The 24930-nt window shown below is 43.3% G+C and carries 16 protein-coding genes; 3 read left to right on the forward strand and 13 right to left on the reverse strand.

The genetic code is table 11. The features are described 5' to 3' along the window. Positions 1–96 precede the first annotated feature (96 nt). The 12 genes from WCM76_01810 to WCM76_01865 form a co-directional block, all read right to left on the reverse strand. Positions 97–1023: a molybdenum cofactor synthesis domain-containing protein gene (locus WCM76_01810; protein ID MEI6764344.1), complete on the reverse strand. Its 927-nt coding sequence runs from the start codon at positions 1021–1023 to the stop codon at positions 97–99. Between the two features lie 10 nt (positions 1024–1033). Further along, on the reverse strand, positions 1034–2164 hold the full coding sequence (locus tag WCM76_01815) for a serine hydrolase (protein MEI6764345.1): 1131 nt from the start codon (positions 2162–2164) through the stop codon (positions 1034–1036). Positions 2165–2169: 5 nt separating this feature from the next. After that, positions 2170–2631: a cyclic pyranopterin monophosphate synthase MoaC gene (moaC, locus tag WCM76_01820; protein ID MEI6764346.1), complete on the reverse strand. Its 462-nt coding sequence runs from the start codon at positions 2629–2631 to the stop codon at positions 2170–2172. A gap of 23 nt (positions 2632–2654) precedes the next feature. Continuing rightward, on the reverse strand, positions 2655–3455 hold the full coding sequence (locus WCM76_01825) for a radical SAM protein (protein ID MEI6764347.1): 801 nt from the start codon (positions 3453–3455) through the stop codon (positions 2655–2657). Beyond that, positions 3439–4614 carry a gephyrin-like molybdotransferase Glp gene (glp, locus tag WCM76_01830; protein MEI6764348.1) on the reverse strand — a complete coding sequence of 392 codons (1176 nt, stop codon included), beginning with the start codon at positions 4612–4614 and terminating at the stop codon, positions 3439–3441. Before glp ends, WCM76_01825 begins: the two co-directional genes overlap by 17 nt. 48 nt (positions 4615–4662) lie before the next feature. After that, positions 4663–6072, reverse strand: a complete 1410-nt coding sequence (locus tag WCM76_01835; protein ID MEI6764349.1) for a T9SS type A sorting domain-containing protein — start codon at positions 6070–6072, stop codon at positions 4663–4665. Between the two features lie 96 nt (positions 6073–6168). Continuing rightward, positions 6169–7026: a T9SS type A sorting domain-containing protein gene (locus tag WCM76_01840; GenBank protein MEI6764350.1), complete on the reverse strand. Its 858-nt coding sequence runs from the start codon at positions 7024–7026 to the stop codon at positions 6169–6171. Between the two features lie 38 nt (positions 7027–7064). Next, positions 7065–9383: a TonB-dependent receptor gene (locus WCM76_01845; protein ID MEI6764351.1), complete on the reverse strand. Its 2319-nt coding sequence runs from the start codon at positions 9381–9383 to the stop codon at positions 7065–7067. 2 nt (positions 9384–9385) lie between these two features. Further along, positions 9386–10273 (reverse strand): hypothetical protein, encoded by an 888-nt coding sequence (locus WCM76_01850; protein ID MEI6764352.1) that lies wholly within the window; start codon positions 10271–10273, stop codon positions 9386–9388. A 71-nt stretch (positions 10274–10344) separates the two neighbouring features. Beyond that, the gene (locus tag WCM76_01855) at positions 10345–10923 is read right to left on the reverse strand and encodes a hypothetical protein (protein MEI6764353.1); all 579 of its coding nucleotides are present in this window, start codon (positions 10921–10923) and stop codon (positions 10345–10347) included. Next, on the reverse strand, positions 10865–11608 hold the full coding sequence (locus WCM76_01860; protein MEI6764354.1) for an ABC transporter substrate-binding protein: 744 nt from the start codon (positions 11606–11608) through the stop codon (positions 10865–10867). Before WCM76_01860 ends, WCM76_01855 begins: the two co-directional genes overlap by 59 nt. Then, positions 11605–11997, reverse strand: a complete 393-nt coding sequence (locus WCM76_01865; protein ID MEI6764355.1) for a LysR family transcriptional regulator — start codon at positions 11995–11997, stop codon at positions 11605–11607. The genes WCM76_01860 and WCM76_01865 overlap by 4 nt, the downstream gene beginning before the upstream one ends. A gap of 197 nt (positions 11998–12194) precedes the next feature. On the opposite strand from WCM76_01865, the gene WCM76_01870 reads away from it, so the two are divergent. Beyond that, entirely contained in the window at positions 12195–12662 is a 468-nt protein-coding gene (locus WCM76_01870) for a hypothetical protein (GenBank protein MEI6764356.1), read from the forward strand. A gap of 55 nt (positions 12663–12717) precedes the next feature. Here the strand turns inward: WCM76_01870 and WCM76_01875 are convergent, their stop codons facing one another. Beyond that, positions 12718–14469, reverse strand: a complete 1752-nt coding sequence (locus WCM76_01875) for a glycosyltransferase family 39 protein (GenBank protein ID MEI6764357.1) — start codon at positions 14467–14469, stop codon at positions 12718–12720. A 914-nt stretch (positions 14470–15383) separates the two neighbouring features. Here WCM76_01875 and WCM76_01880 point away from each other — a divergent pair. After that, a complete protein-coding gene (locus WCM76_01880) occupies positions 15384–17120 on the forward strand; it encodes a hypothetical protein (protein ID MEI6764358.1) in 1737 nt (578 codons plus the stop codon). A gap of 155 nt (positions 17121–17275) precedes the next feature. Then, positions 17276–24922, forward strand: a complete 7647-nt coding sequence (locus WCM76_01885) for a T9SS type A sorting domain-containing protein (GenBank protein MEI6764359.1) — start codon at positions 17276–17278, stop codon at positions 24920–24922. The last annotated feature ends 8 nt before the right edge of the window (positions 24923–24930 follow it).

Consider the following 24930-nt stretch of genomic DNA (forward strand, 5'->3'; position numbering starts at 1 on the left):
CCTGATTTTTATCACGGGGAAAAGCAAAGATGCCGGTCGTGAAACTCTATTGTAAGATTTCATGACCTTGCGCAATAGCAGTGCTTTGGACTATTCTTAGTGCGTGTCCAGTCCGGCTTTCATGTAAACCATATGTTCAAGCATAGGTAGTATCTCACCAAGGTATTCATCAACAGCTTTTAGGCTTCCGGGGAGGGTAAAGATAAATGTATCGCCAGCAAGTCCTGCCACACCACGGCTCAGCAATGCATTTGATTTAAGGCTGCCGTATTTTACACGGATCATTTCCATAATGCCCGGAATTTCTTTTGTGAGGAAGGGTTTTACTGTTTCCGGAGTAATGTCGCGTTCTGCAATTCCGGTGCCTCCGGTTGTGAAAATAAAATCTGTAACAGGGATTAGCTCATGCAAAAGATTGCGAAGGGTTTCAGCATTGTCTGGTATCACCGTGCGTTTTACTTCTGCATTTCTTTTTCTATCAACAAAATATTGTCCTGCTTTTGTTTCTATTGCAGGCCCGCTGCGGTCTTCATAAACACCCTTGTAAGCGCGGTCACTCAAAGTGATAACATGTATCTTAAATACTTTTGGTTCGTACTGCCCGGTATCGCCCGCTTTCAGTTCGCCACCATTTATAACACGGCAAAATATTCCTTCTTTTGGCATTACGCAATTACCCACTTCTCTAAAAATGGCGCAATTATCTCCATGGCATTTTTTACCGATTTGAGTAACTTCGAGTACTACTTCATTAAACTTAAAAATGTCTAATGGCGCGGTTTCTACAAGGTTCATACCGCGAACGGTTAAGTTTTCGGCAAACTCGCCAAAGCCAATTTCGCGCCCGGCCTGTTTGCTGAATTTTTCAACACTTTCGCAGGCAAGCATGCTTACTTGTCTGTGCCAATCGCCCGCATGAGCGTCATGAGCCACACCCATTGCATTAATGGTGATTTTATCTACAGGCTTTTTAACGGTGCCTTTTTGTTCTGAAATATTTACTGATTCGATTTTAATTATCATTGAATGAGTTTTAGAATTCTTCTGTTGTTGCTTGCGCCAGATACTCCGCTGCTGAAATCCCATCTTTTGGCATATTCATTTTTCCGAGTCGAACAATAACCGTATTACTTTCTGGTATTACAATAATAAATTGTCCACTTATCCCCTGAGCATAAATTACATCTTGCGAACCGATATGCGTGAGCCACCAGGAATAACCATAATAATGCGCATGTTCTCCATCTTCATCAATCAGGTTAGACGGTGTTTTCGATTGTTTCAGATATTCTTCGGACACGATTCTTTTACCATTGAACATTCCGTTATGCAGAATGAGCGTTCCAATGCGGGAAAAATCGCGGGCGTTGGAATTGAAGCAGCAATAGGCTTTTTCAAACCCATTTTTATGATCAAGACTCCATAATGCCTCATGCCGTGCACCCAGCGGTTTCCATAATTTTTCAGATGCATATTCACTCAAGGTTTTACCGCAGGTTTTTTCTATAATATATGCAAGAACCAGTTGATTGCAGCTTTGATAATGAAAATTAATTCCGGGTGTTTCAATAACTTTCAAATCAAACATTATTTTTTTCAGGTCACTTCCATAGTAAGCCTTTGTTGTCGGTGAAAACAGGCTGTTATAACTTTCATCCCAGTCAAATCCAGCGCTCATGGTAAGCAAATGCCTGATGGTTAATTGAGCATTCAGACCATTTGTGTATTCAGGAATAAAATCTGAAACTTTTTGGTCAACACTTTTTATATTGCCCTCATCAATGGCTATTCCGATTAGAATACTGACAATGCTTTTAGACACAGAAAATGAATTTGAAACAGCATCTTTATCGTATCCATCCCAATATTCTTCGTAGTAAACGGAATCATTTTTTAATACAAGAAAGGCCGTTGTTTGTGTCTCAAGAAGATAATTTTTCAATTCTTGTGAAGGGCTGGTCTTGTTATACGACGATGCTTCCGGAATAGGAATATAGGTGCCGGCCGCGACAGTCCGGTTTTCGAAAATAGTATAATCGTCAATGTCTGCGTACTGATAATAGAGCGTTTTGTATACGTATGAATTACCGCTTAAAACAATTGTAAGGTTTATCAATACAATCAGTACCAATAGCCAGAACAATATTTTTTTTATGATTTTCATTGCAATTATCTGATAGCTGTTTTTGTTTTACTTTTCAGCGTAATTTCTGATAGTACCATTTTTTTATCCACGGCTTTACACATATCATAGATGGTGAGAAGCGCCACAGATACCGCTGTGAGTGCCTCCATTTCAACACCGGTCTGTCCAATGCATTGTACGCTGCTTTCCGCTCTTACTCCTGATTTTTCAAGTTGGCAGCTTACTTCAACTTTCGTAAGCAACAGATTATGACAGAGTGGAATGAGCGACGACGTTTGCTTTGCAGCCTGTATTCCGGCAATTTCTGCCACGGTAAGTACATCTCCTTTTTTTATTTCATTATCGCGGATAAGCTTTACGGTATCTGATGCAAGCATAATAAAACCGCTGGCTGTGGCAATTCTTTTTTGCGGAGGTTTATCGCCGACATCCACCATATTTGCTTTGCCTTTGTTATCGGTATGTGAGAATTTTTTTTCTGCCATCACAATTTTTATTTGGTAAAAAATTATCCGCCAATATTATAAAATGCACCATTATTATTGATGGTACCGCATTCGGGCTTATGTTGAATTGCCTGTCTTATGGCCTCTGCAGCACCCAGTATTCTTACATCAAATTCAAGGTCGTTGAACAGACAGGGTTTTATCTTGCCGTTAGCTGTGAGACGCAGCCTGTTGCAGTTGACGCAATCACCGCCACTTCCACCCTGTACCACGCTGAAGGTTCCTTTGTGCAGGCTCATTCTGTGTATAAAACGAACCTCTAATCCCATGTTTTCACAAAAAGTGCGCACACCAAGCGCATCGGGTTCTTCGGATGTGCTGTCAATAACGCAGTTTATTTTGATGGGAGTTAATCCTGCTTTACGGGCGGCTGCAATGCCGCGTATCACATGGGTTATATCTCCGCCCCGCGTAATCACGCTGAATTTATCAGGGTCAACGGTATCCAGGCTTATATTAATTCTCTTCAAACCGGCTTTGGCAAGCTGTTCGGCAAACTGCTCGAGCAATGTGCCATTTGTAGTGAGAGCAAGGTCCTTAATTCCCGGAATGGCTGCAATATGTTCAACCAGATTGACTATACCTTTGCGAACGAGAGGTTCACCACCTGTTAAACGGACTTTATCTATTCCGCATGCAACGGCTGTTTTAACAACGTCTTCAATTTCTTCGAATGACAATATTTCTGAATGACTGAGCTGCCGTACGCCCTCTTCGGGCATGCAGTAGGTGCAGCGCAGGTTACAGCGGTCGGTTACCGAAATGCGCAAATAATTAATACTTCTGTTATAATGATCTAACATGAACCATTTCTCCTTTTGATATAAGCGCTGTGCCTGCAGGAACTATCATGAGACCGTTTGCATACGTCAGTGCATGTATATGCGCAGAACCGTGCATGCTTACAGGTTCAACAGATCCATCTTCAATAAACTTCACCGGTACAATGGCTTCCCGGCTTGTATTACGCCTCATGAAGTCGGCTGACAGTGGCGCGTTGAATTGCACCGGAATGTATTCTTTCCCAATCATGCGGCATATCGCTGGACGCACAATCAGCTCAAATGCAATGTATGACGATACCGGATTGCCGGGTAACCCAAAAACGAGTTTATTCCCTTTTCTCCCGAAAAGTGTCGGTTTCCCAGGTTGTATAGCGATGCTGTGAAAAATTATTTCAATGCCGGCGCGTTTCATTACATCGGGTACAAAATCATAATCGCCCATTGAAACACCACCGGTAAGAATTACAATATCGAATTCATTTACGGCTGATGATATTTTCTGAAACGTAACTTCAGCGTCGTCACTCACAATTCCTCCGTAAACGGCTTCTGCACCGGCTTGCACAACCTGTGCCATAAGCTGTGATGCATTGCTGTTCCGTATTTGTGAAAGACCCGGCTTGCAATCGGGCTCCACAAGTTCATCACCCGTAGAAAGCACCGTGATGTGTGGTTTTTTATAAACAACCGGTTCAGTGCAGCCAACGGCAGCCATTACGGCAATGTGCTGTGGCATAACTGTAATACCTTTTTCAAGAACGATATCTCCATTTTTAACATCTTCGGCAGTAAAGCAAATATTGATTCCTCCCGGAGCCGCGTCTAGTCTGATAGTCCCGTTATTCAAAGGTTGGCTGTTTTCTACCATGGCAACAAAATCAGCGCCTTCGGGGACCATCGCGCCGGTCATTATTTTTATACAAATGCCCGGGCTTACCTTGTTTTCGGGAATCTTTCCGGCAGGAACAGTTTCTATTACCTGTAGTTCTTTACCGATATCCGATTTAAGGCAGGCAAAACCGTCAACAGCCGATTTATTGAAAGGCGGCATATCAACGTCTGAAACAACATTTGCAGCAAGCACCCGACCGGCGCAGTTTTCAAGCCTTATTGATTCTGTTCCTGTAACAGGCACATTTGCTAAAACTCTGTCAAGAGCATCCTTCAGAGAAATCATTACGATAGTAATTGGACTGCAAAAATACAAATAGTTGATGAGCTATCCTTATTCAACAATGAACCTGTTGATTGCGGTATATTGTTCAGAACTTAATCTGATGGTATAGACTCCCGATTGCAATCCGCGAACATCAACTTCGAATGTGAAAAATGCTGAACGTTTTTCCACTTCCGCTGTGTGAACAATACAACCTATTGAACTGAAAATTTCTAAGCGGTAGCGACCTTGTTGCAGGTTGCCGGCATTAATATTGAGTGTTTCTTTTGCAGGATTTGGGAATAAGTAAATTTCTCTTTTAGCCGACGCATGTTCCTGGATGCCGGCACTAAAATCTTTGGTTACATTCCAGTGTGCGAAATGAATACTTGGCTTGCCTCCTGCTTGTACAAATGGTCCACCGGCCCACACATCATTTCCATTAACGCACAATGCGTAAGCTACGGTATCCAAACCACTGCCCAAAGGATCCCAGCAACAATCGTATTTTGTGATATTATAAGCACCTGCACCGGTAATGGACGAAAGAGCGAAAACATCGGTTTGGTTATAGCCGATACATGCAGGCGGATAGTCCAGTCCTGCGCCTATTGCGGACCAGGTTCCCGTTAAATATTTAGAAAAATAGTTAGTGGCAACACCGCCCGAGTGCAGAAAATATCCGCCGGAGTAAAGATCATTTCCTTTAAACGTAATTGAATTGATTGTTGAGTCAGTTCCGCTTCCTGCCGCTGACCATACTGAGCCATCCCAAAGTGCAATGTTTTGCGCGGTTGTTGCACCTGCGTAATCAAAATTTCCCGCAGCAGCGACTGTTGTCCCTTTTATAGCAATACTATTTACTGTACTTCCGCTGATGCCACCGCCAACATCTGTCCAGTCTGTGCCGTTCCATTGGGCAATATGCATTAACGGCATGGTTCCCGACGCTGTAAACAGACCTCCGGCGTATATTTCTCCCGCGCTTCCAACAGCCAGTGCTTTTACTTCAGCATTCATTCCTGAATCGAGTGAGGTCCAGCTGCTGCCATCCCACATGGCAATATTGGAGGCAAGCATACTTCCGGCTGAGATGAAATTACCTCCGGCAAAAACATGATTATTGTTATCAACGGTTATAGCATATACTGTCGGTGCTAAAGGACCGCTGCCTCCGCCAACGCCTTCGCCCAGAGCATACCACTGATGGCCGTCCCAGCGAGCAATGCTGTTAGCATTTATACTTCCGGCCATCGTAAAGCTGCCGCCGATATAGATACTGCTGTCTTTTACAAAAATGGCATACACCGGACCATTTGGACTGTTCGCCGCGCCAAAACTGTTGTCCCAGTGCTTGTCATCAGAAACTTTAGGGTTATTATCAAATAATCGTTGCGCATGACCATTTAAAATAGTCAACATTACAAGTGCCGCAGACATCATGACTGCAGTAAAGAGGCGTGAGCAACGGAAATTCATAGCTGTAAGCTTTTTTATTTTAAAGCAAGTTATGAAAAATAACAATGATGAGGACGCTATATCAATATTATTTCCGACTCTCGCAGCTGTCACGTATTATTCAACAATAAGTTTTTTCGTAATCACCCCGTCAATTCCACGTACTCGAAATTGTAAAAAATACAATCCGCTACTTCTTCCTTCAAGTGAGATGGTGGCATTGGTGAACTCATTAAATGAGCTGTACACGAGCATTCCGTGCATATCAAACAGCCTGATTTCTGAAACCGGATTTACACTATTTATGTTAACGGTCTCAGTTGCGGGATTTGGATATACAAGTAGATTTTCTGCGGATACATTCTGATTTATTGCTGAAAGGTCGGGTACTGCTTTGATGAAGATGTCATCTATTTTTGAGATACCGGTAGCCAGCACGAGATTACCGTCCGTTGCTGAATCTGTTGTCATTATCCATCTCAGATAAATCATATCAGTAAGATTATTCAATGCTGCCGGAAGACTAAAATCTGTTACTGTTCCCGGAGTCCAGGTTCCTGAGCCGGTATTAATGTCAAGACCTGATACATCTGTCCAGATGCCGCCGGAAGTTATCTTATACTGAACTTTGAAATCGCGCGGACCGGGGTTTGCGCCTCCTGATCTCTGGGCCGACGAAAGTGTGAGGTTCATAAAACCGATGCTCTTGAAATTTATTTCCCAGTATTTGGCATTGGCACCGTTATTCCAGTCTGTGGCTTGTGCACATTTGCCTGTTACGCCATTGGTGGTCCAGTTGATAGCAGAGGTTCCGTTACTGCGCAATACACTTGCGGCATTCATTGGCTTTGCGAAAGTGGCAACAGAATCAGTTTCATTCCCTGCACTGAACGTCCATGCTACAAGAGTATCTTGTGCAAACGAAAAATTTATTGATGCCACCAAAATAAATAGCAATGTAAAGAGTCTTCTCATTTTAATTACGGTTTTCGTTTATAATTACAAATTATTTATTAAAAATTGAATGTAATATCTGTTGTAATAATTCGGCCGGGACCCGGTAATCCTTTGCTGTCGGTGAAGATTTTATTCAGTACATTCTGAGTTGTTACTGATGCTGTGAGATGGCGGCTGAACCTTCCTGTAATCTTTGCATCAAACTGCGAACGGGGTGTCATTGAAAGTGTATTTTCGTCATCAATCCACACCTTACTACGGTATTTATAATTTACGGAAACGCTTATATAGCGATTACTCCAGTAGATTCCTGAAAAAATAATATGTTCGGGTGATTCAACGAGTATCTTACCGCTCAAATCCGACGGTGAAATACTGTCTGTTGTAAAATCTTTTATTTTGGCTGAGTTCCATGTATATGCCAGATATAATTCAATGTTTTTAATGAAAATATATCGCAGTGCGAGCTCTGCTCCGCTAATCACTGCCGTGTTGATATTCCTCCGCATAATCACAGGTTTTTCGGTTTCTCCTGTGGTTGCCATGGAATCTCCTGTTGCTACAAAATATTGAAAATCTTTACCAACCGAATAATATAGGGTGGGTTGCAGCGAAAGATTTTTGAGCAATATAAAATTTCCACCAAGCTCAATACTGTTTATTTTTTCGGGTATGAGACCGGTGTTGGCAATTTTAAATCCCTTTTCCACATCGCCCGTTTTACAAAGGTCGCTGAGTGTTGCAGGTCTGAAACCCTTGCTGTACGATAGATATACGTTATCTGATTTATTCAGAATGTATTTAACGGAAAGTTTTGGACTAACAGCCGTCCATTCTTTTTCGGAATATTGCTTGGCAAAAGGAGCAAGAAAAACGGTAGTAAGTGAGGGCGCTTTAATTAAAAAATCACCTGCATAAAATCTTACATAATCATAACGAAGTCCTGCCAAAAATTTCAATTTATTGTTAAACAGCCAACCCTCGTCCTGCATTAAAAATGCGGCATAATCTAACTTCCCCGAATAGCTGACCGTATCCGTTGAAGTTCGGTAAATATCGCTGCTTTTAACCGAACCCCGTTTAACATCAATACCTACTGTTAGCAGATTGTTTTTGAAAACTGGAATCCCTGCAGCCGTCCACAATCCGTAATCTTCTGAGGGCGATTCGGTATTTGAAAACGTATAGGCACCTGTTTTCTTTTTTACTCCTTCACTTTGTTTGTACGATTCTTCTTTTTTATAGAAAGCATTAGCGTCAAGTGAAATTTTCTTAATATTTCCGTGATATTTAATCCGTGCAACGTGGTCATAATAATTAGTAAATGAACCGTCAGGCTCATAATACCGGATGCCCGTACTGCGCCAGTCATAAGCATACGTGTATCCTGCCTCAATGTAAGAAGTTGAATTTATCCGGTATCCGGCGATTATCCCTGCATTGTATTCGTTAAATTTTGCTTTTATATCATACCACATTTCCGTTGAATCAGGTTTCATTAAATAGCCGTCTGATTTTCGGTAGAAGCCATCGGCCGACCAGTAAAAACCACGTATTTTTTTACCCGTTTTTCCCTGCAACGAGGCAAAACCGCCGATGGTGTTCCAGCTTCCGTAAAATGCCCGTGCCATGCCGGAAATTGGTTTTACCGGTCTTTTGGTGATGATGTTGATAACGCCTCCCATGGCATTGCTGCCATACATATACGAATCGGGTCCTTTCAATATTTCAATGCGCTCAATAGTTTCAGGATTGATGCGGTTCCATCCGGAAGCGCCGCCGTCAATAAGTGTGTATGGCACACCATCAACAAGAATAAGTGTCTGAACATTTCTATTGAGTCCGCGCATACTCACATTGCCCGATTTATTGGCGAGACCGTAATCGCGGCTTGAGTATACTCCCGGTATTGATGCAAGTATTTCATCAGCAGTAATACCTGCTGAGCGTTCAATTTGGCCCTTAGTTATCACATCCACGCGCGACGGAATATCGTTTTCATCGCGTTCACTTCGTGTTGCAGTCACAACTACGGTTGATATTTCTGAAACAGCAGGCAGCAGCGCAATGCTTAGAGTTCTCGGCTTATTTGCTTCAATCCGGATACTGCGAGTATACGTTAGATAGCCAACAAACGACATCGTTATATGGTATTTTCCCGGCACTATGTTGTGAAATGAAAAACTCCCTGATGAATCCGAAACCTGGCCTGTGTTCAGTTCGCGGATAATGATGTTGGCTCCGGCAAGTTTTTTTCCGGTGGAATAATCAGTAATGCGTCCCGATAATTGAGCATAAGTAATATTGGTAATTAACATAAACATGATAATCCAAGTAACTACGGTAAACAGTTTTATATACTGACTCTTGTTCATACTTAATCTTGAAATTTAATATCGACATCAATAGTCCCTGCATCCGTCCCGTTAACCACATTCACCATGAATAATCCATACTTACTGTCCGCTGTTTTGAACGAATAAATATCACCCGGCACCAGATTCTTTGCTTTGCGCTTGCCAAGCAGTTCGTTATAGGACGCCAGCAGCAAACTGTCATTGACAATAGTATTAAAATCGGTGGCGGCAAGACTTGTTTTGTAATATCGAGTTTCGTGTTTAACACCCCAATGAAATAATCCGTAGATTCCTCCAAAGGCATTTGAACTGTCAATGTTGGCATTGGGCGATGCTATAGTATTCCCGTCGCCGGCAGGGTCATAGAAATAAAGCATGTCAATGGAATCCTGAACAAGAAAAGCCTGGGGTAGCAGGTAAATATTTCCGTTTCCCGGGTTAAAGAAGCTCCCGGTTGTACTGTTATTCTGTGCGCCTAACGTTATATTCTGAAAAGTTTTTACCTGCCCAAAAACAGCAAATGGGTCTTTTGAAACAGTAAAACTGAGTGTGGAACTTAACCCGGCTTTGTCGCGGACTATAATAGTCCAGATGTCTTTCGCGGCGGCACTTTTGGTTATGAGCTTTTCAAAATAGAAATTTTTATTGTTGATTCCCGTGTCGGAATACACCTGTTCTGTGCCTGAGTTTATTTTAAGAATAATATTCGTCACATTTTCATCTCCGCCGTTCACGGAAATTCCAAATTTGAACTGAGCGCCGGGCGCCAGCAGCGTATCGCCCGACACATAGCCCATCCCTTTTTTCAAGTTGAAGGAAGGACCTGCACCGGGTGTATTTTCTTTTTTACAGCCGGCAATAAAAAGGAGTAATATAGTTACCGGAAGAAGTATTGTCGCTCTTTTCATAATAAATCGTTATGAATAATATTACATAACGGTGTGAATGGATTTGTACACCTGATGTTACTATTTACAACCTAATTTGTTTTCTTTTTCTGAGAAGCAAGTTTATATACACCGGCACCCAGACTTCCGCCAATAAATCCGAAAATAAAATGTGTGGCGGTAGGATATATAATCCCGCTCAGCAGCGAACCGTATGGAATTCCCAGCACAAGGCTTATGACTTCCCGGCACAGCGGAATGGATGCGTAGCTGATTCCTGCAATAAGCCCTGAGATTAAAATATTGGAGTTAATTCTTCTAAATGCCATGAATAAAAGATCAAGAAGAACGCCGGGGACAAAGAATACAAAGGCCATAAAAGGGTCTTTGAAACCAAGCACGGGAATCATCAGAATCATTCCGGCACCGAGTGATGACAGGCTCGTCGCCATATTGAAGCGTGATGCCTGCCTGCAAAACATAAAAATGGTCATGAATTCTATGCCGTGATGTCCCGGCAATCTGAGCGGAACGCGGAAGCGTGCGTGTATTACGGCCGCCAGTGCGCCAAAAAGCATCAGAAGCAAGGCCTCTGCAATTACTGTCAGTGTGCTATTCGCTGATACCTTTGATAAAGTCCTTGGAAGCAATCTGCCATTCATTTGTTCCATAATCCGTTTTCCTTTCTGCAAAAATAGTAATCTTATTGTGAACCATCACAGGCCGCATCCACTGGCCTGTGTCAATCGTAGCATCAGGGGGTAGTTCAACACCGTTTTTATCGGTAAGAGCGTCCAGACCAAGTTGTGTTATCAGGTCTTTTGCAGGAATTATTCCCCGCAGTTCTCTGAGATTTCTGAGCCAGAGCACACGCCCGTCGTTACCCCATTTGCGCAATCCTATTGCGGCAAGCGAGCCTATTACACCTATTTTCTCCCCTGTAAGTCCTTCAAGAAAAATGCCTGCATCATGAGCAATAGTGTGGGCATCTTTGCTAAAAAGGACTTCCTTTTTTGCACGCTGACCCCATTCAATAATTTTTTCGCTGATACTGCTTTCGGAAGCAATGCATAAACCTGCATCAGAGCCATCGGCGCTTTCGCGTAACAGAAAATTGCGGCAGTGTTCAATAAGTTCATCGGCAGGCGCTGCAGTTTCAATAAGCAAACTGGCACTGCTGTTGTGTGAAGTATAGGGAATTGCAGGGTTAACAAGCAGTTGATGCCGGGTAACACAAATCAATGTTCCCAGTCCCGCGGCCTCAATTGTTTCACCCAATTGGCGTGCGCGGAATCCGGTTCCCCTGCTTTCAAGATTGTCGGTATCGTCAATGCCAATGAAGGTGCGGATTTTCATCGAGTGGGAGAATTTGTTTTAAGCGATTTTTTAAAATGTATGATGCACTGGTGTACCGATTCCTGAAAATCTTTGCGGAACTGTTTGTATGAAAGTATCAGCAATTCTCCGTCGGGAGTGAGTGCTGTTGTACCGCCATCTTTCCCGCCCCGGTGTTTTTCAATAATCTGGAATCCGAGAAATGCTTCGGCTTTCTTGAGATCACCCCATGCTTTACGATAACTAATCTCACATTTGTTAGCAGCGGCCATCAATGAACCGTATTCCTGAATTGCTATCAGCAGGTTCCATTTGGCATCATCCATAATTTCAAGACCGTCGCACGACGACATCCAAATTTTATAATCGATCCGTATGTTTGAATACTTCGGGAATTTGTCGTCGCTCATCGTTAGGAAGCTATTTGCATATCTGTTACAAAAATATAAAAATTACCCAATTATTGGGGTCCCTGTCCGGTCTCCAATTCCTGTTTTTTTATTATTGGAGGAACAAAATCACCCCTTTTGTCATATATTTGCAAAAAAACTGCTATTTTTGGCAACTTATACGTATTATTTTCTGCTAATAAATTAATAATTGGCTCATGAGAAAAATTGTCCTTTCGGGTTTAGGAATACTTGCGTTGTTCTGCATCGGTCTTGTGTTTACATCGTGCAAGAAATATGCTGATGGACCTCTGATATCAATCCGTTCAGCCGAAAATCGTATCACCGGAAACTTCATTCTCAATAAATTTTATATTGATGGTTCAACGGAGAATCAGCTTTGGGCCGATTCTATTTGCAGTACACGGGTCAACTTTGAGCCGTCAACAGGCAAATTCGATGTGGCGCATACCCTCGGTTTACTTAGTGGTTCATTCAAACTGATTGACAGCAAGAAAACGCTTTCTCTGTATGATATTAAGGAAACGGATGAATATCCCGGTTATGGCCCTTTTAAAGCACTTGCCGTTTCAACCTGGACGATATTGAAACTGACCAACAACGAAACATGGATTGAAACCGAGTATGAAAACAAACATTATCAGGTTGAGTTAACCCGGCAGTAAAAATATTTTATGTGAAGTTGAGGCAGGACATGATGTTCTGCCTTTTTTTTACGTTCTATTTAGAACAATAACTGCTCACCGAATCAATAGAAGCCATATATCCTCTTTCCGCAGCTGTATGATAGAATTCACATGCCGAAGTTCTGTCGCCCAGCTTTTGATAGATGGTTGCAATATTAAATGGAATAATGGTGCTCTTCGGTTCATAGTAATATGCCAGAGAATAAAGTGCCACGGCGTCTGTGAGCTTTTCCATCCTGAAATAACAATAGGCTGCAGTAGTAATTGCGTCAATGAATCGCGCTTTTAAATCCATTGCTTTTTTAAAATCCGCTGCTGCGCCCTGAAAATCATTTAATGAAAGCCGGCTCATGCCGCGGTTAAAGTAAATGGTTGGCTGTGTTGAATCAATTTCAATCGCTTTTGAATAATCTATAATAGCGCCGGGAAAATCATGCACTGACAGTTTCAGCGACCCGCGGTTATTGTAAATATCTATTCCTGGTTTAATTTGTTCTGCTTTTTTGTATTCATCCATGGCACCCCTGAAGTCCCCGGAACTCCCCAGTGCATTGGCAACAGCAAAATGGCTAAATGCACGATCTGGATATTTTGCCGCAAAATCATTAAACAGCGTCTGGCTATTCTTCCAAACATACACTCTGGCCGTTGTCAGATAGATAAAAAAACCTGACACGAAAAATAAACAGGCAACTGATAATATAGCTGCGTTTTTTCTTTGGCTTTCGAATCTCTGTATGGCATCACCTGCAACAGTTATAAGAATATACAATAGTCCAATCATAGGAAGATAAGCATACCGTTCAGCAACTACAGCCTGTCCAAAGGGTACCAATTGCAGCACCATCAAAAGATTTACGATATAAAACATCAGGCCAAAAAGAAGTAGCTTTCTGTATTTTTTTAAAAACCATAAGCCAACGAACATTGCTAATACCAAGGGAACTGCGATATAATAAATAATAGGGAGGGTTGCGCCCTGCTCAGGATAAAAGTGTATGGCAGATAAATGAACCGGCGCAAAAAGTGCTGCTATATAATACCCTATACTGTAGAAGGCAAAGAAAACCCTGTTAAACCATGCAAATTCAGGTGTAAAGGAACTGTGTATCACAACCTGTTGAGATAGGATTGCAAGAATGCCAAAGAGCACTGAAATCAATAAGAACGGAAGCTTTTCAATAAAATATTTGGTAGATGTTTTTCGTCCCGTGTATATATCAACTGAGAACCAGGCAAGAGGAAGCACTACGGCGGCTGATTTTGAAAGTAATGACAACAGAAAGAATACTCCGGCAATTACCAGCGGGCGGACATTCTCCGGTTTGTTTGAGTATTTCGTGTAATAAATAAGTGAGAGCAGGGCAAAACAGGCAAACATTAAGTTTTTCAGCTCTGAGGCCCAGGCAACAGATTCTACATTGAGCGGGTGAATGGCAAAAAGCAGCGCAACGGCCAGTGATTTGTATTCACTGTTTGACAGCAGCCGTACAAAACGATATACGAGGTAGATATTCACTAAATGGAACAACAGGCTGACAAGGTGGTACGACTGTGGTGTTGCGGCTGAATACTTATATATAATAGCCCAAACCAGCGTAACCAGCGGGTGATAATTTGCCATATAAAATGAAGAAAATATATTCCCAATGCTGCTCCATGACAGATTTTTTATGGCGGGATTATTTATTATATAATCGGAGTCATCCATGGTTGTCAAACCATTTTTCAGCGAGCTCCAGTAGATAACAATTGTTATCAGCAACAGTGCACCTAACGCTAACATTGGCCATGTCTTTCGTTCTGGCTGCTGAGGTATTTCAGGATGATTTCTTTTTTTTGATTTATTTTTTGGTGGCATAACCGGGATTGAAGTTTTTACTACTCAAAGTTGAGCAACAAAGATATTAAAATACTATTAAAGGAGGGTTGTTGTTGTTTCTGAAGCCACTGATTTATTTGGTGAGTACTCAATAAGCTGACATTATTTATGGCCGCTCCCGAGTAAATCTGTATGAATGATTTGAAGTTTATTTTATAACGGAATAGAAAAGAAAATAATGATTCAACAATATCTGTAAGGCCTTATTTTACTGGCATTGTGAAGGTGTTTGATTCTAAATTACCGATTCAGGCCAATATTATGATATGAATCAACACCTTTTTTAAACTAATTTTTACCCAAATCTTACAGGCTTGGTGTATAAGGCAATTTTACGTATGATAATAGTTAATTATTTGTAATAAACAGACAATCATTTCAATAAATCACATAAAATAATTCTCATATAATAAAATATAGAATTTATTAATAGCACAAAATATGCATAATGCACTTAAAAACAAATTTATATAGCAAAATTCGATATTATACGACTTGCTGTTTTCTTTCTACAATGTTATTAAAAAAAATGACAAAGCAGGTAAATAAACGCATACGGAAAAAGTGATTTAATGTTTTTTTAATCCAAAACATGATTTATATTTGCAGTCTTATTAACATGCGATTGTTAAAAACATAAATAGTTATTTATTTTTTTTAGTGCGAAAATAGAATTTTAGAAACGATACAAACGGTATCATACTCTCCTTACTCATCGATTGACGTTATTATAGTGATTGTTTTTTCAGGCGGTTCATTTTTTATTAAACAATAAATATAACCCAAATCAATTAATTATTAACCAAATCTGCAATTTTATGAAAAGAAGTATGAACCTTTTTACGAAAATGTTTTTCGTAATGGCAGTTTGCCTGTTGTTCGTGGGTAAACTGAGCGCCAACAATGTCAGCATTTCTAATGTTACATTGGTGAGCGACACAATCAAATTCGACATCTCATGGGACAACAGCTGGAGAAATACGGGTACCGTGAACTCCACTGTGAACTACGACGGTGTTTGGGTATTTATCAAATACCGCGATGCTTGCGACCGTACATCATCGTATCCTTCAGCTTACAACCATGTACAACTTGACTCCGTTGTTGCAAATCATTATACCAACGGTTCAGGAAAACAAATGGGTTTCAGCTATGTTGGCTCTCCTTTGAAAAGACGCGCTGTTGGTATCTATCTTTACAGACCTACCGACGGTACCGGAACTTACACACTTACCGGTCTTAAACTTCATTGGGATCAGGTTGCTCAGGGAACCGTTGGTGGTAACTGGGACATCCGCGTGAACGCTATTGAAATGGTTTACATCCCCGGTGAATATCCTATCGGCTCAGGTACGGGTGGCATGAATTTCCGTCTTGGTTGCGGAAATCCTACTGTTAACAGTGCTACTTCATACAACTTCTGTAACAACTCAACCGGCCTCGTTCCTTATATTGTAACCGGCGAAAACGTTACAATTCCCCTGAACACAACCGGTGGATTATGGACATATTCCTATACTTCAGGTACTGCCACGATGCCAACAACCTGTCCTAAAGGTTATGGTGCCTTTTGGTGCATGAAATATGAAATTTCACAACAGCAATATTGCGACTTCCTGAATTCACTCGACCGTCAGAACCAAATCAACAATACTTATATTGGTACTGGCCTTGGTGGATCTACAGGTTTCAATGTTATTACTGCAACAACCTTATCAAGCACCTACAAATGGGCAATGTATACTACAAGTGTTAGTTCACCTTATACTGCCGTACAACGTCAGGAAATCGCCTGCCCCACAACTTTTGCGGCAAATATGCCTGTTACTTTCGGCTGCGATATGAATAACAATGGCACTTATGGTGAAGTTGATGATGGCGCCAATACTGCATGCAACTATTTGTATTATAGCAATCAGGTTTTCCTGCGTAATTATCTTGACTGGGCTTGCCTCAGGCCGATGAGCGAAATGGAATACGAAAAAACATGCCGTGGTCCTATTGCGAATGTTGCTTATCAGACATACGAAGCTGTTTGGGGTCAGGATGGCTCGAATGGTCTTTATCGTAATGCAAGTACCGGTATTTCTCCGGGTACCGGCGGTCGTGTTAACGAAATCATGACACCTGCTCCTAACAGTGGTAGTGGTTCATCAGTTTGGGCTAACAATACAGGCGGTCCGCTTAGGGTTGGACAAACCTATATGCCGGGTTCAAGCTCACCTGCACCTACCCGTTCAAATACAGGTTCATCTTACTACGGTGTAGCTGATATGTCAGGTAATGTTGCCGATTTTGTGTGGTCATATGGTAACAATCCTAACTATGGTAATAGTCAGGTTAGTACTTGGCTTAACAGAGTAACGGATATTGGCGACGGTGATGTAAACACAACACCTCCCACATCATGGTCAGTTGCTCCGAACTGCTATCGTGGCGGAGCATGGGATCTTGCTTCAGGTAGCTGGCAATATCTGCAGATATCTTACAGGTACTGCGATCAAGGATCAAATGCTAATGCTGGTGGACGTGGTGTTCGCACCGTGAATTACTAGAATTTTATTGTTTTTCCGGCTTGTCCCGTGTCAGCAATTTGCTGACACGGGTGCCTGCCCGGATTTTGATTATATTGATTTTAGCGAGTAGGTTCGGGATTGTCGCCGGGTTTATGTAGGTAGTGTGGTTTGGATAACATGACAAATTATACAATTTGAAAATTTTTATACAATATATATTAAGTAAGAGATTACTTTTTGTTGTGCTTTGCCTGTTCTCGCCCTTACTGCTTTTAGCGCAGTACAGTGGTGGTGATGGTCAGGGTACGGCAAGCTATCTCGCCCAGAGCAGCCAGTCCTGTATTCCGGTGCCGGTTACTTCCGACATCTACAGCGGCGGTAATGGGGGAGGTTATTTTTCTGTCCTGAAACAAAGTGCTCAGAGCTGTGCTCCTACAGTTCTGACTTCAGATATATATAAAGGTGGCAGCGGTAGCGGAAGCATTTTCTCAGAGCTGTTACGGGCATGCGCCACTTATACTTCAACTTCATTTATTTATGCCGGGGGTTCCGGTTCCGGTTCCATGCTGTTTGAGAAACAGGGAAACTGCTCGGTTAATTTTACGGCATCCAATATTTATAATGGTGGTGATGCCGACGGCTCAGCCAATATTGAAAAGCAAGGCAACTGCTCGTCAAATTTCGTTTCAACAATAATGTTTAACGGTGGCAACGGCGGAGGTTATCTGTCGCTCGAAAAACAGGGTTCCTGTCCGACCGCAGTATTTGTTGCAACAAACATGTTTGCAGGAGGCGATGCTGACGGCTCCGGTATTGCTGAGGCAATTCGGAATTGCACCGGCAGTATTTCTTTGTCTCTGATTTATTCGGGCGGCAATGGCGGTGGCGGCTCTCTGTTTGAAAAATTGGGGACTTGTATCACAAATGTTTTAGCATCGGCTATTTATACAGGTGGTAATGGGGGCGGTGGTGCAATCCTTGAAAAGCAGGGTACATGCCCGTCTTCAGTTACGGTTGTTTCCGGTATCTATTTAGGCGGAAATTCAGGTGGTGGTGTACTAGCTGAATTGCTTCGTCTATGCGGTCCTGTTGTCCCATCAAGTGCGATATATGCCGGTGGTAATGGTTCAGGTTCAAAAATGGTCGAAAAGCAAGGGAACTGTTCGGTTAATTTCGTTGCTACAACCATGTTTAACGGGGGTGATGCCGACGGTTCTGCCAGTTTAGAAAAACAGGGAACGTGCAGCAATCCCTTCGTAGTAACTGCAATTTTCAATGGCGGCGACGGCAGAGGAAATATAATGATTGAAAAACAGGGTAGCTGTCCGGCAGCTCAATATGTTGCAACAACCATGTTTAATGGTGGGAACGGTCCCTTAAATTATTATGGTGAAAAGATTAGTAATTGCGGTTCCGTGTCTCCTTCGGCGATGGCCTATTATGGTGGCAATGGCGGTGGTAGTCTGATGGTGGAAAAACAGGGTAACTGCACAACAAATTCTGTTGCCTCTCTGATTTACAACGGTGGAAATGGGGGTGGCTATCTGATGCTTGAAAAGCAGGGAAGCTGCCCGGCGGCACAGACACTCACCTCGGCAATTTATGCCGGCGGTAATAGTGGCGGTGCGATGCAGGTCACCTATCAGAGTGTTTGTGGGGCGCTTTCAGCCATTTCATATATTTATAACGGTGGAAATTCTGGCGGTGGTTCCATGCTTGATTATCTTGGCAATTGTGTAATAAATAGTGTTATTTCTGCCATATATAAAGGAGGCAATGGTTCAGGAACTTTTGTTTCTGAAAAACTGAATGCCTGCGGATCTCAGATTTCCGGACCCGGATACTATTCCGGTGGTAATGGCGACGGCCATGTACTTACAGAATTGCTCTCTAACTGTGTTACTTCGGGGACACTTTCTTATATTTATTCAGGCGGTAACGCCGGCGGAAGCAGCGTTGCTTCGAGCCCGAATGCTACCTGTCCTTCTTCACAAACAGCCCTTTCTTATATTTACTCGGGTGGAAACGGTGACGGACATGCTGTTACTGACTGGCTGGGTACATGCAGCGCCTTAGTTGCATCTGATATTTATGACGGTGGTAATGGCGGTGGCGGATATTGTTTTGATAAATTACATCCCGTTGGTTGCGCCCCGGTATTATCGGCAGTTTCATATATCTACAGTGGCGGAAACTCTTCATTAATGCAGGTTTTTGAGGTTTTGGGTACCTGCCCTTCAGCTTTCAGTGCCGGGAACTATGCCGGAGGAAATGGTGGCGGCGGAGCTGTTAATGAACGACTGAATCAGTGCGGTAACGGTAGTACGCAGAGTTATGCTTATCTGGGAGGCAGTGGCGGTGGAAGCGCGTCTTATGATAGAATTAGTCCAACGCCTTGTGCAGCATCTGTTTCTGTTTTTTCGGATATTTATGACGGTGGTAACAGCGGTGGCAGCACCTTTGCACAAATATTGGGTGTTTGCGGCTCATTGCTTTCTGCAAATGCCGTTTATTATGGAGGCAACGGTGGCGGCAGTGCTGTGGTTGATTTTCTCGGAGTCTGCGGAACTGTTTTTGCCACTTCAAATATTTATGCGGGAGGAAATGCTTCAGGTAGTTTCGTTTTTGAGAAATTGAATGCCTGCGGTTCGCAAATTTCCGGTCCTGGTTATTATGCCGGAGGCAACGGTGGTGGTGGTGCTATTATTCAGCTGTTAGGTGTATGCAGCAGCCAAAATGTTATTTCATATATCTATAATGGTGGTAATGCAGGTGGTAGCTCTGTTGCTGCAAGCCCGAATGCAACCTGCCCATCTTCTCAAACGGCTGTATCATATATTTATTCTGGTGGAAACGGTGATGGTCATGCTGTTCTTGATTGGTTAGGAACATGCGGCGCTTTAATTACTTCAAATATTTATTCAGGAGGCAACAGTGGTGGTGGTTATACATACGACAAACTGAATCCTGCCGGGTGTGCTCCTTCTCCGTCATCAGTTTCATACATTTATTCAGGAGGCAATTCGTCCTTGCTTCAGATTTCAGAATATTTAGGACTTTGCCCGTTAACTGTTGGTCCCGGTTATTATGCGGGCGGTAATAGTGGTGGAAGCAGTGTTGCCGAGAAATTGAATCTTTGCGGTACTCTTTCCCAGCAGGGAGCGGCATACAAAGGTGGTAATGGAGGCGGTGGCGTTTGTTATGATTTGGTAAGCCCGGTACCCTGTCCTTTGGCCGTTTCGGTAACATCTTACATATATGCTGGCAATACGGGCGGCGGAAGCAGTAACATTGAGAAACTTGGCAATTGCGGCAATCAGATTTCCGGTCCGGGATATTATGCGGGTGGCAGTGGAAGCGGAAGTTATACCCTCGACTTTTTAGGGACTTGTCCGGCAGTTTCAGTACCTTCCCTTATTTACGCGGGTGGCAGCGCCCCCGGAACCTTTATGTTTGAAAAATTGGGCGCCTGCGGTGCTCAGATAGCCGGACCGGGATATTATGCCGGCGGAAACAGCGGTGGTGGATTCATGAAAGAGCTTTTAGGTAGCTGCGTTTCTACAAACGCACTATCATATATTTATAATGGCGGTAATGCCGGTGGCAGCTCAATGGCAGCCAGCCCGAATGCAACGTGTCCTTCGTCACAAACAGCCACCTCCTATATTTATACCGGCGGAAACGGTGACGGTCATGCTGTATTGGATTGGCTGGGAACCTGCAGCGCGCTTGTAACTTCTTACATTTACAGCGGTGGTAACAGCGGTGGCAGTATATGCTATGATAAGCTGCATCCGGTGGGTTGCGCTCCAGTACTATCTGTGAATTCACTGATTTACTCCGGTGGAAATTCGTCAAATTTACAGATGGCTGAACGTCTTGGAACCTGCCCGACGAGTCTTGGTCCGGGATATTATGCCGGCGGCAATGGCGGTGGTGGGTATCTAGCCGAAAAATTGCGGTCTTGTGCAGCCCCGGTATATCAGACAAGTTTTATATACAAAGGCGGCAACAGCGGTGGAAGTATGATGTACGACATGATCAGTCCAACGCCGTGTGCACCATCCATCTCAGTACAATCAAATGTTTATTCCGGGGGTAATTCATCTCTGGTTCAATTTGCCGAGTTACTCCGTGCCTGTTTCAGCACTTCACCCGGTCCCGGTTATTATGCCGGTGGTATCAGCGGTGGAAGCGCCGTGATTAATTTTTATGGTATTTGTTCAAGTACGTCAGTGTTATCGGCCATTTACTCGGGAGGTAATGCAGGTGGTACTAATGTTGCTGAAAAACTCGGTGCATGCGGTTCTCAAATTTCAGGACCCGGGTATTACGCCGGCGGCAACAGCGGTGGTGGTATTATGAAAGAACTTCTGGGTAACTGCGTTTCTACAAATGCAATATCATATATTTATAATGGTGGTAATGCCGGTGGCAGCAATTTTGCGGCAAGCCCGAATGCAAGCTGTCCTTCATCACAAACTGCGGTATCATACATATTTGCGGGTGGCAATGGCGATGGTCATGCCATAGCAGACTGGCTGGGAACCTGCAGTGCACTTGTTACTTCTTATATTTATTCAGGAGGAAGCAGTGGAGGCGAATTTGCTTATGATAAACTGCATCCTGTGGGTTGTGCACCTGTAGTTTCTGCCAATTCCTTGATTTATACGGGAGGAAATTCTTCTAATATTCAGATGGCTGAGGCATTGGGTAGTTGTCCCTCCAGTCTTGGTCCCGGTTATTATGCCGGTGGCAACAGCGGTGGTGGTGACATGGAAGAAAAGCTTAAAACCTGCGGTAATCAGCTTCCTTCTGTTGCTGTGTATTTCGGTGGAAATGGTGGCGGCGCGATAACTTATGACATGATTAGCCCAACACCATGTGCACCCGCACTATCGGTAGTTTCTGCAATCTATGCAGGCGGCAATTCCTCATTGGTTCAGATTGCGGAAGCTCTTCGTGCCTGCATTACAACACCAAGCGGTCCGGGTTATTATGCGGGTGGTAACGGCGATGGTCATGCAAGTATAGATCTATTTGGAAACTGTATTGTGAATATATTGGCATCCAACATTTATGCGGGAGGAAATGCAGGAGGCTCAGTATACAATGAGAAACTTGGAGCCTGTGGTATTCAGATTTCGGGACCGGGCTATTATGCCGGTGGCAATGGCGATGGTCATGTCATGTTTGATTTGCTTGGTTCATGTGTTACATCATCTCTTACATCCTATATTTATTCAGGTGGTAACGCCGGTGGCAGTGCCGTAGCGGCAAGTCCGAATGCGAACTGTCCGTCTTCACAAACAGCCATCTCTTATATTTACTCGGGTGGAAACGGTGACGGACATGCCGTTATTGACTGGCTGGGTACCTGCGGCGCATTGGTTGCATCTGATATTTATGACGGTGGTAATGGCGGCGGCGGATACACATACGATAAGCTGCATCCGGTAGGTTGTGCTCCGGTGCTATCAACAACTTCGTATATCTATGCGGGTGGAAATTCATCGCTGATGCAGATGAAAGAGGCGTTAGGCAACTGCTCGAACAGCATGATGGCTAATTTCTATGCCGGTGGTAATGGCGGTGGCGGCGATATGGAAGAAAAACTGAATTTATGCGGATCACAACAGCCATCTGTTGCTGTATATTATGGTGGTAATGGTGGTGGTGCAGTTTCGTATGATCTCATAAGTCCATCACCTTGTGCACCATCTGTGTCTGTAACTTCTTATATTTATGCCGGCGGCAATTCATCAATTATTCAAATGGCGGAACGCCTGGGTAATTGTATGACACAATCAGTGATTTCGGCAATTTATGCAGGTGGCAATGGCGGAGGATATCTAAGTGTTGAGAAACAAGGTAACTGCGGTGTGAATTTTACAGCGTCCAATATTTACAATGGTGGCAATTCTAGCCTTATTCAGTCTTTTGAAAAGCTGGGTACCTGCGGTTCTAATTTCGTGTTGACTGCAATATTTGCCGGAGGCAACGGTGGTGGGGCTCTCATGAAGGAACTTCAAGCAACATGTCTCGCAGCGCAGAATGTTGTCAGCTACATCTATTCGGGCGGCGATGCCGATGGTAGCGCTCTAACCGAACGTCTCAGCCAGTGCGGTGCAATGCTTTCTTCAGGACCATATCTCGGTGGTAACGCAGGCGGCTCCGTAATGGTAGAAAAACAGGGAAGCTGTCCTTCGCCCTTTGTTTCCACTCCAATATTTGCGGGCGGTAACGGTGGTGGACAACTTATGAAAGAACTACTCGGTACATGTCCTGCCGCGCAAATACTTACATCTGCAATTTATGCCGGTGGTAATGCCGGTGGTTCAATATTTAATCAGGTTTTAGGTGTTTGTAGTTCTGGGTTAGCTAATGCAATCTATAACGGTGGTAACGGTGGTGGCGAGTTGATGGTTGAGAAACAGGGAAATTGTTCTGCAGTTTCAGTTCTTTCAGCTATTTACAGCGGTGGTGATGCCGATGGCAGCGCTATGATTGAAAAACAGGGAACGTGTAACAATCCATTCGTTGCAACCGCAATATTTAATGGCGGTAATGGTGGTGGTTCGCTGATGAAAGAATTACTTGGAACCTGCCCTGCTGCCCAAACGGTAACTTCTTCCATATATGCCGGTGGGAATGAAGATGGCTCTTCTATTGGTGAGAAGCTTGGTCAGTGTGGTACACAGCAACTTGCTTCTATTTATGCCGGTGGAAACGGAGGCGGTCAGCTTATGGTTGAAAAGCAAGGAAATTGCAGTTCATCGTTTGTATTTACTCAGATATTTTCAGGCGGTAATGGTGGCGGTGAAACTATGGGCATTCTGCTAGGAACGTGTCCGTTGGCACAAACGGTGGTTTCTTCCATTTACGCTGGAGGTAACGCCGGTGGCTCGTCCTTCTACCAATTGCTTGGTGCTTGTAGTAATGGCATTGCAAATGCAATGTATAATGGCGGCAGCGGCGGTGGCAGTAAAATGTATGAATTGCTTCAGACAGTCAACTGTATTGTGAATACTGCAACTTCATACATCTACTCCGGCGGTGGCGGAAATGGGTCTTGGATGTCTGATCTTCTTAAGCCTTGCACAAGCAATAATATTATTTCCTACATCTATTCCGGTGGAAGCGGCAGGGGCAATATTATGGTTGAAAAACTTGGAACTTGTGCCGGACAAACACCAGTTTTCGTTGCAACGCTCATGTTTGCCGGCGGACAGGGTGCCGTTTCACCGTCCGGTGCATTTAATAACCCGTGTCCCCCAATGGCTCCGCTACCGATACAGCTAATTTCATTTACGGCTATGCCCAATGTGGATGTTGTTGACCTGTTCTGGGTAACCGCTACTGAAACAAATAACGATTACTTTACCGTTGAAAAAACCAAAGATGGTAATACCTTCTCATTTGTATTGCAGCAGGCGGGAGCCGGAAACAGCAATAATACGCTGTACTATAATGGCATTGATTATCAACCATACGAAGGTTTATCGTACTACCGCCTGAAACAAACGGATTACGATGGCAGCTTTACGTATTCACCACTTGTTCCGGTTGAGTTCAATAAAGAAAGTGACGAAACAGTTACGGTGTATCCGAACCCGGTTATGGATGATGGTATGATTGTGTTCAATGCAAACTCAAATAAATCTGTAGTGCTCAGGGTATATGATGTAGCAGGAAAGTTGGTAGAATACCATGAACTTAATTTGATTCAGGGCACCAATGCCATAGTGCTGAAAACGGCCAGTTATGCCGAAGGTGTTTACCATATTGTAATCGATGATAACAACCGACAATTCAAGACGAAGTTCGTACGTCAACGATAATTTTCTGA

The sequence above is a fragment of the Bacteroidota bacterium genome (genome assembly GCA_037133915.1).
GTDB lineage: Bacteria > Bacteroidota > Bacteroidia > Bacteroidales > CAIWKO01 > JBAXND01.

What these genes read in the sequence shown, in the direction of transcription:
- WCM76_01810 (MEI6764344.1), bottom strand. Translation starts at nt 1,023, where the DNA reads ATGATAATTAAAATCGAATCAGTAAATATTTCAGAACAAAAAGGCACC.
- WCM76_01815 (MEI6764345.1), bottom strand. Translation starts at nt 2,164, where the DNA reads ATGAAAATCATAAAAAAAATATTGTTCTGGCTATTGGTACTGATTGTA.
- moaC (MEI6764346.1), bottom strand. Translation starts at nt 2,631, where the DNA reads ATGGCAGAAAAAAAATTCTCACATACCGATAACAAAGGCAAAGCAAAT.
- WCM76_01825 (MEI6764347.1), bottom strand. Translation starts at nt 3,455, where the DNA reads ATGTTAGATCATTATAACAGAAGTATTAATTATTTGCGCATTTCGGTA.
- glp (MEI6764348.1), bottom strand. Translation starts at nt 4,614, where the DNA reads ATGATTTCTCTGAAGGATGCTCTTGACAGAGTTTTAGCAAATGTGCCT.
- WCM76_01835 (MEI6764349.1), bottom strand. Translation starts at nt 6,072, where the DNA reads ATGAATTTCCGTTGCTCACGCCTCTTTACTGCAGTCATGATGTCTGCG.
- WCM76_01840 (MEI6764350.1), bottom strand. Translation starts at nt 7,026, where the DNA reads ATGAGAAGACTCTTTACATTGCTATTTATTTTGGTGGCATCAATAAAT.
- WCM76_01845 (MEI6764351.1), bottom strand. Translation starts at nt 9,383, where the DNA reads ATGAACAAGAGTCAGTATATAAAACTGTTTACCGTAGTTACTTGGATT.
- WCM76_01850 (MEI6764352.1), bottom strand. Translation starts at nt 10,273, where the DNA reads ATGAAAAGAGCGACAATACTTCTTCCGGTAACTATATTACTCCTTTTT.
- WCM76_01855 (MEI6764353.1), bottom strand. Translation starts at nt 10,923, where the DNA reads ATGGAACAAATGAATGGCAGATTGCTTCCAAGGACTTTATCAAAGGTA.
- WCM76_01860 (MEI6764354.1), bottom strand. Translation starts at nt 11,608, where the DNA reads ATGAAAATCCGCACCTTCATTGGCATTGACGATACCGACAATCTTGAA.
- WCM76_01865 (MEI6764355.1), bottom strand. Translation starts at nt 11,997, where the DNA reads ATGAGCGACGACAAATTCCCGAAGTATTCAAACATACGGATCGATTAT.
- WCM76_01870 (MEI6764356.1), top strand. Translation starts at nt 12,195, where the DNA reads ATGAGAAAAATTGTCCTTTCGGGTTTAGGAATACTTGCGTTGTTCTGC.
- WCM76_01875 (MEI6764357.1), bottom strand. Translation starts at nt 14,469, where the DNA reads ATGTTAGCGTTAGGTGCACTGTTGCTGATAACAATTGTTATCTACTGG.
- WCM76_01880 (MEI6764358.1), top strand. Translation starts at nt 15,384, where the DNA reads ATGAAAAGAAGTATGAACCTTTTTACGAAAATGTTTTTCGTAATGGCA.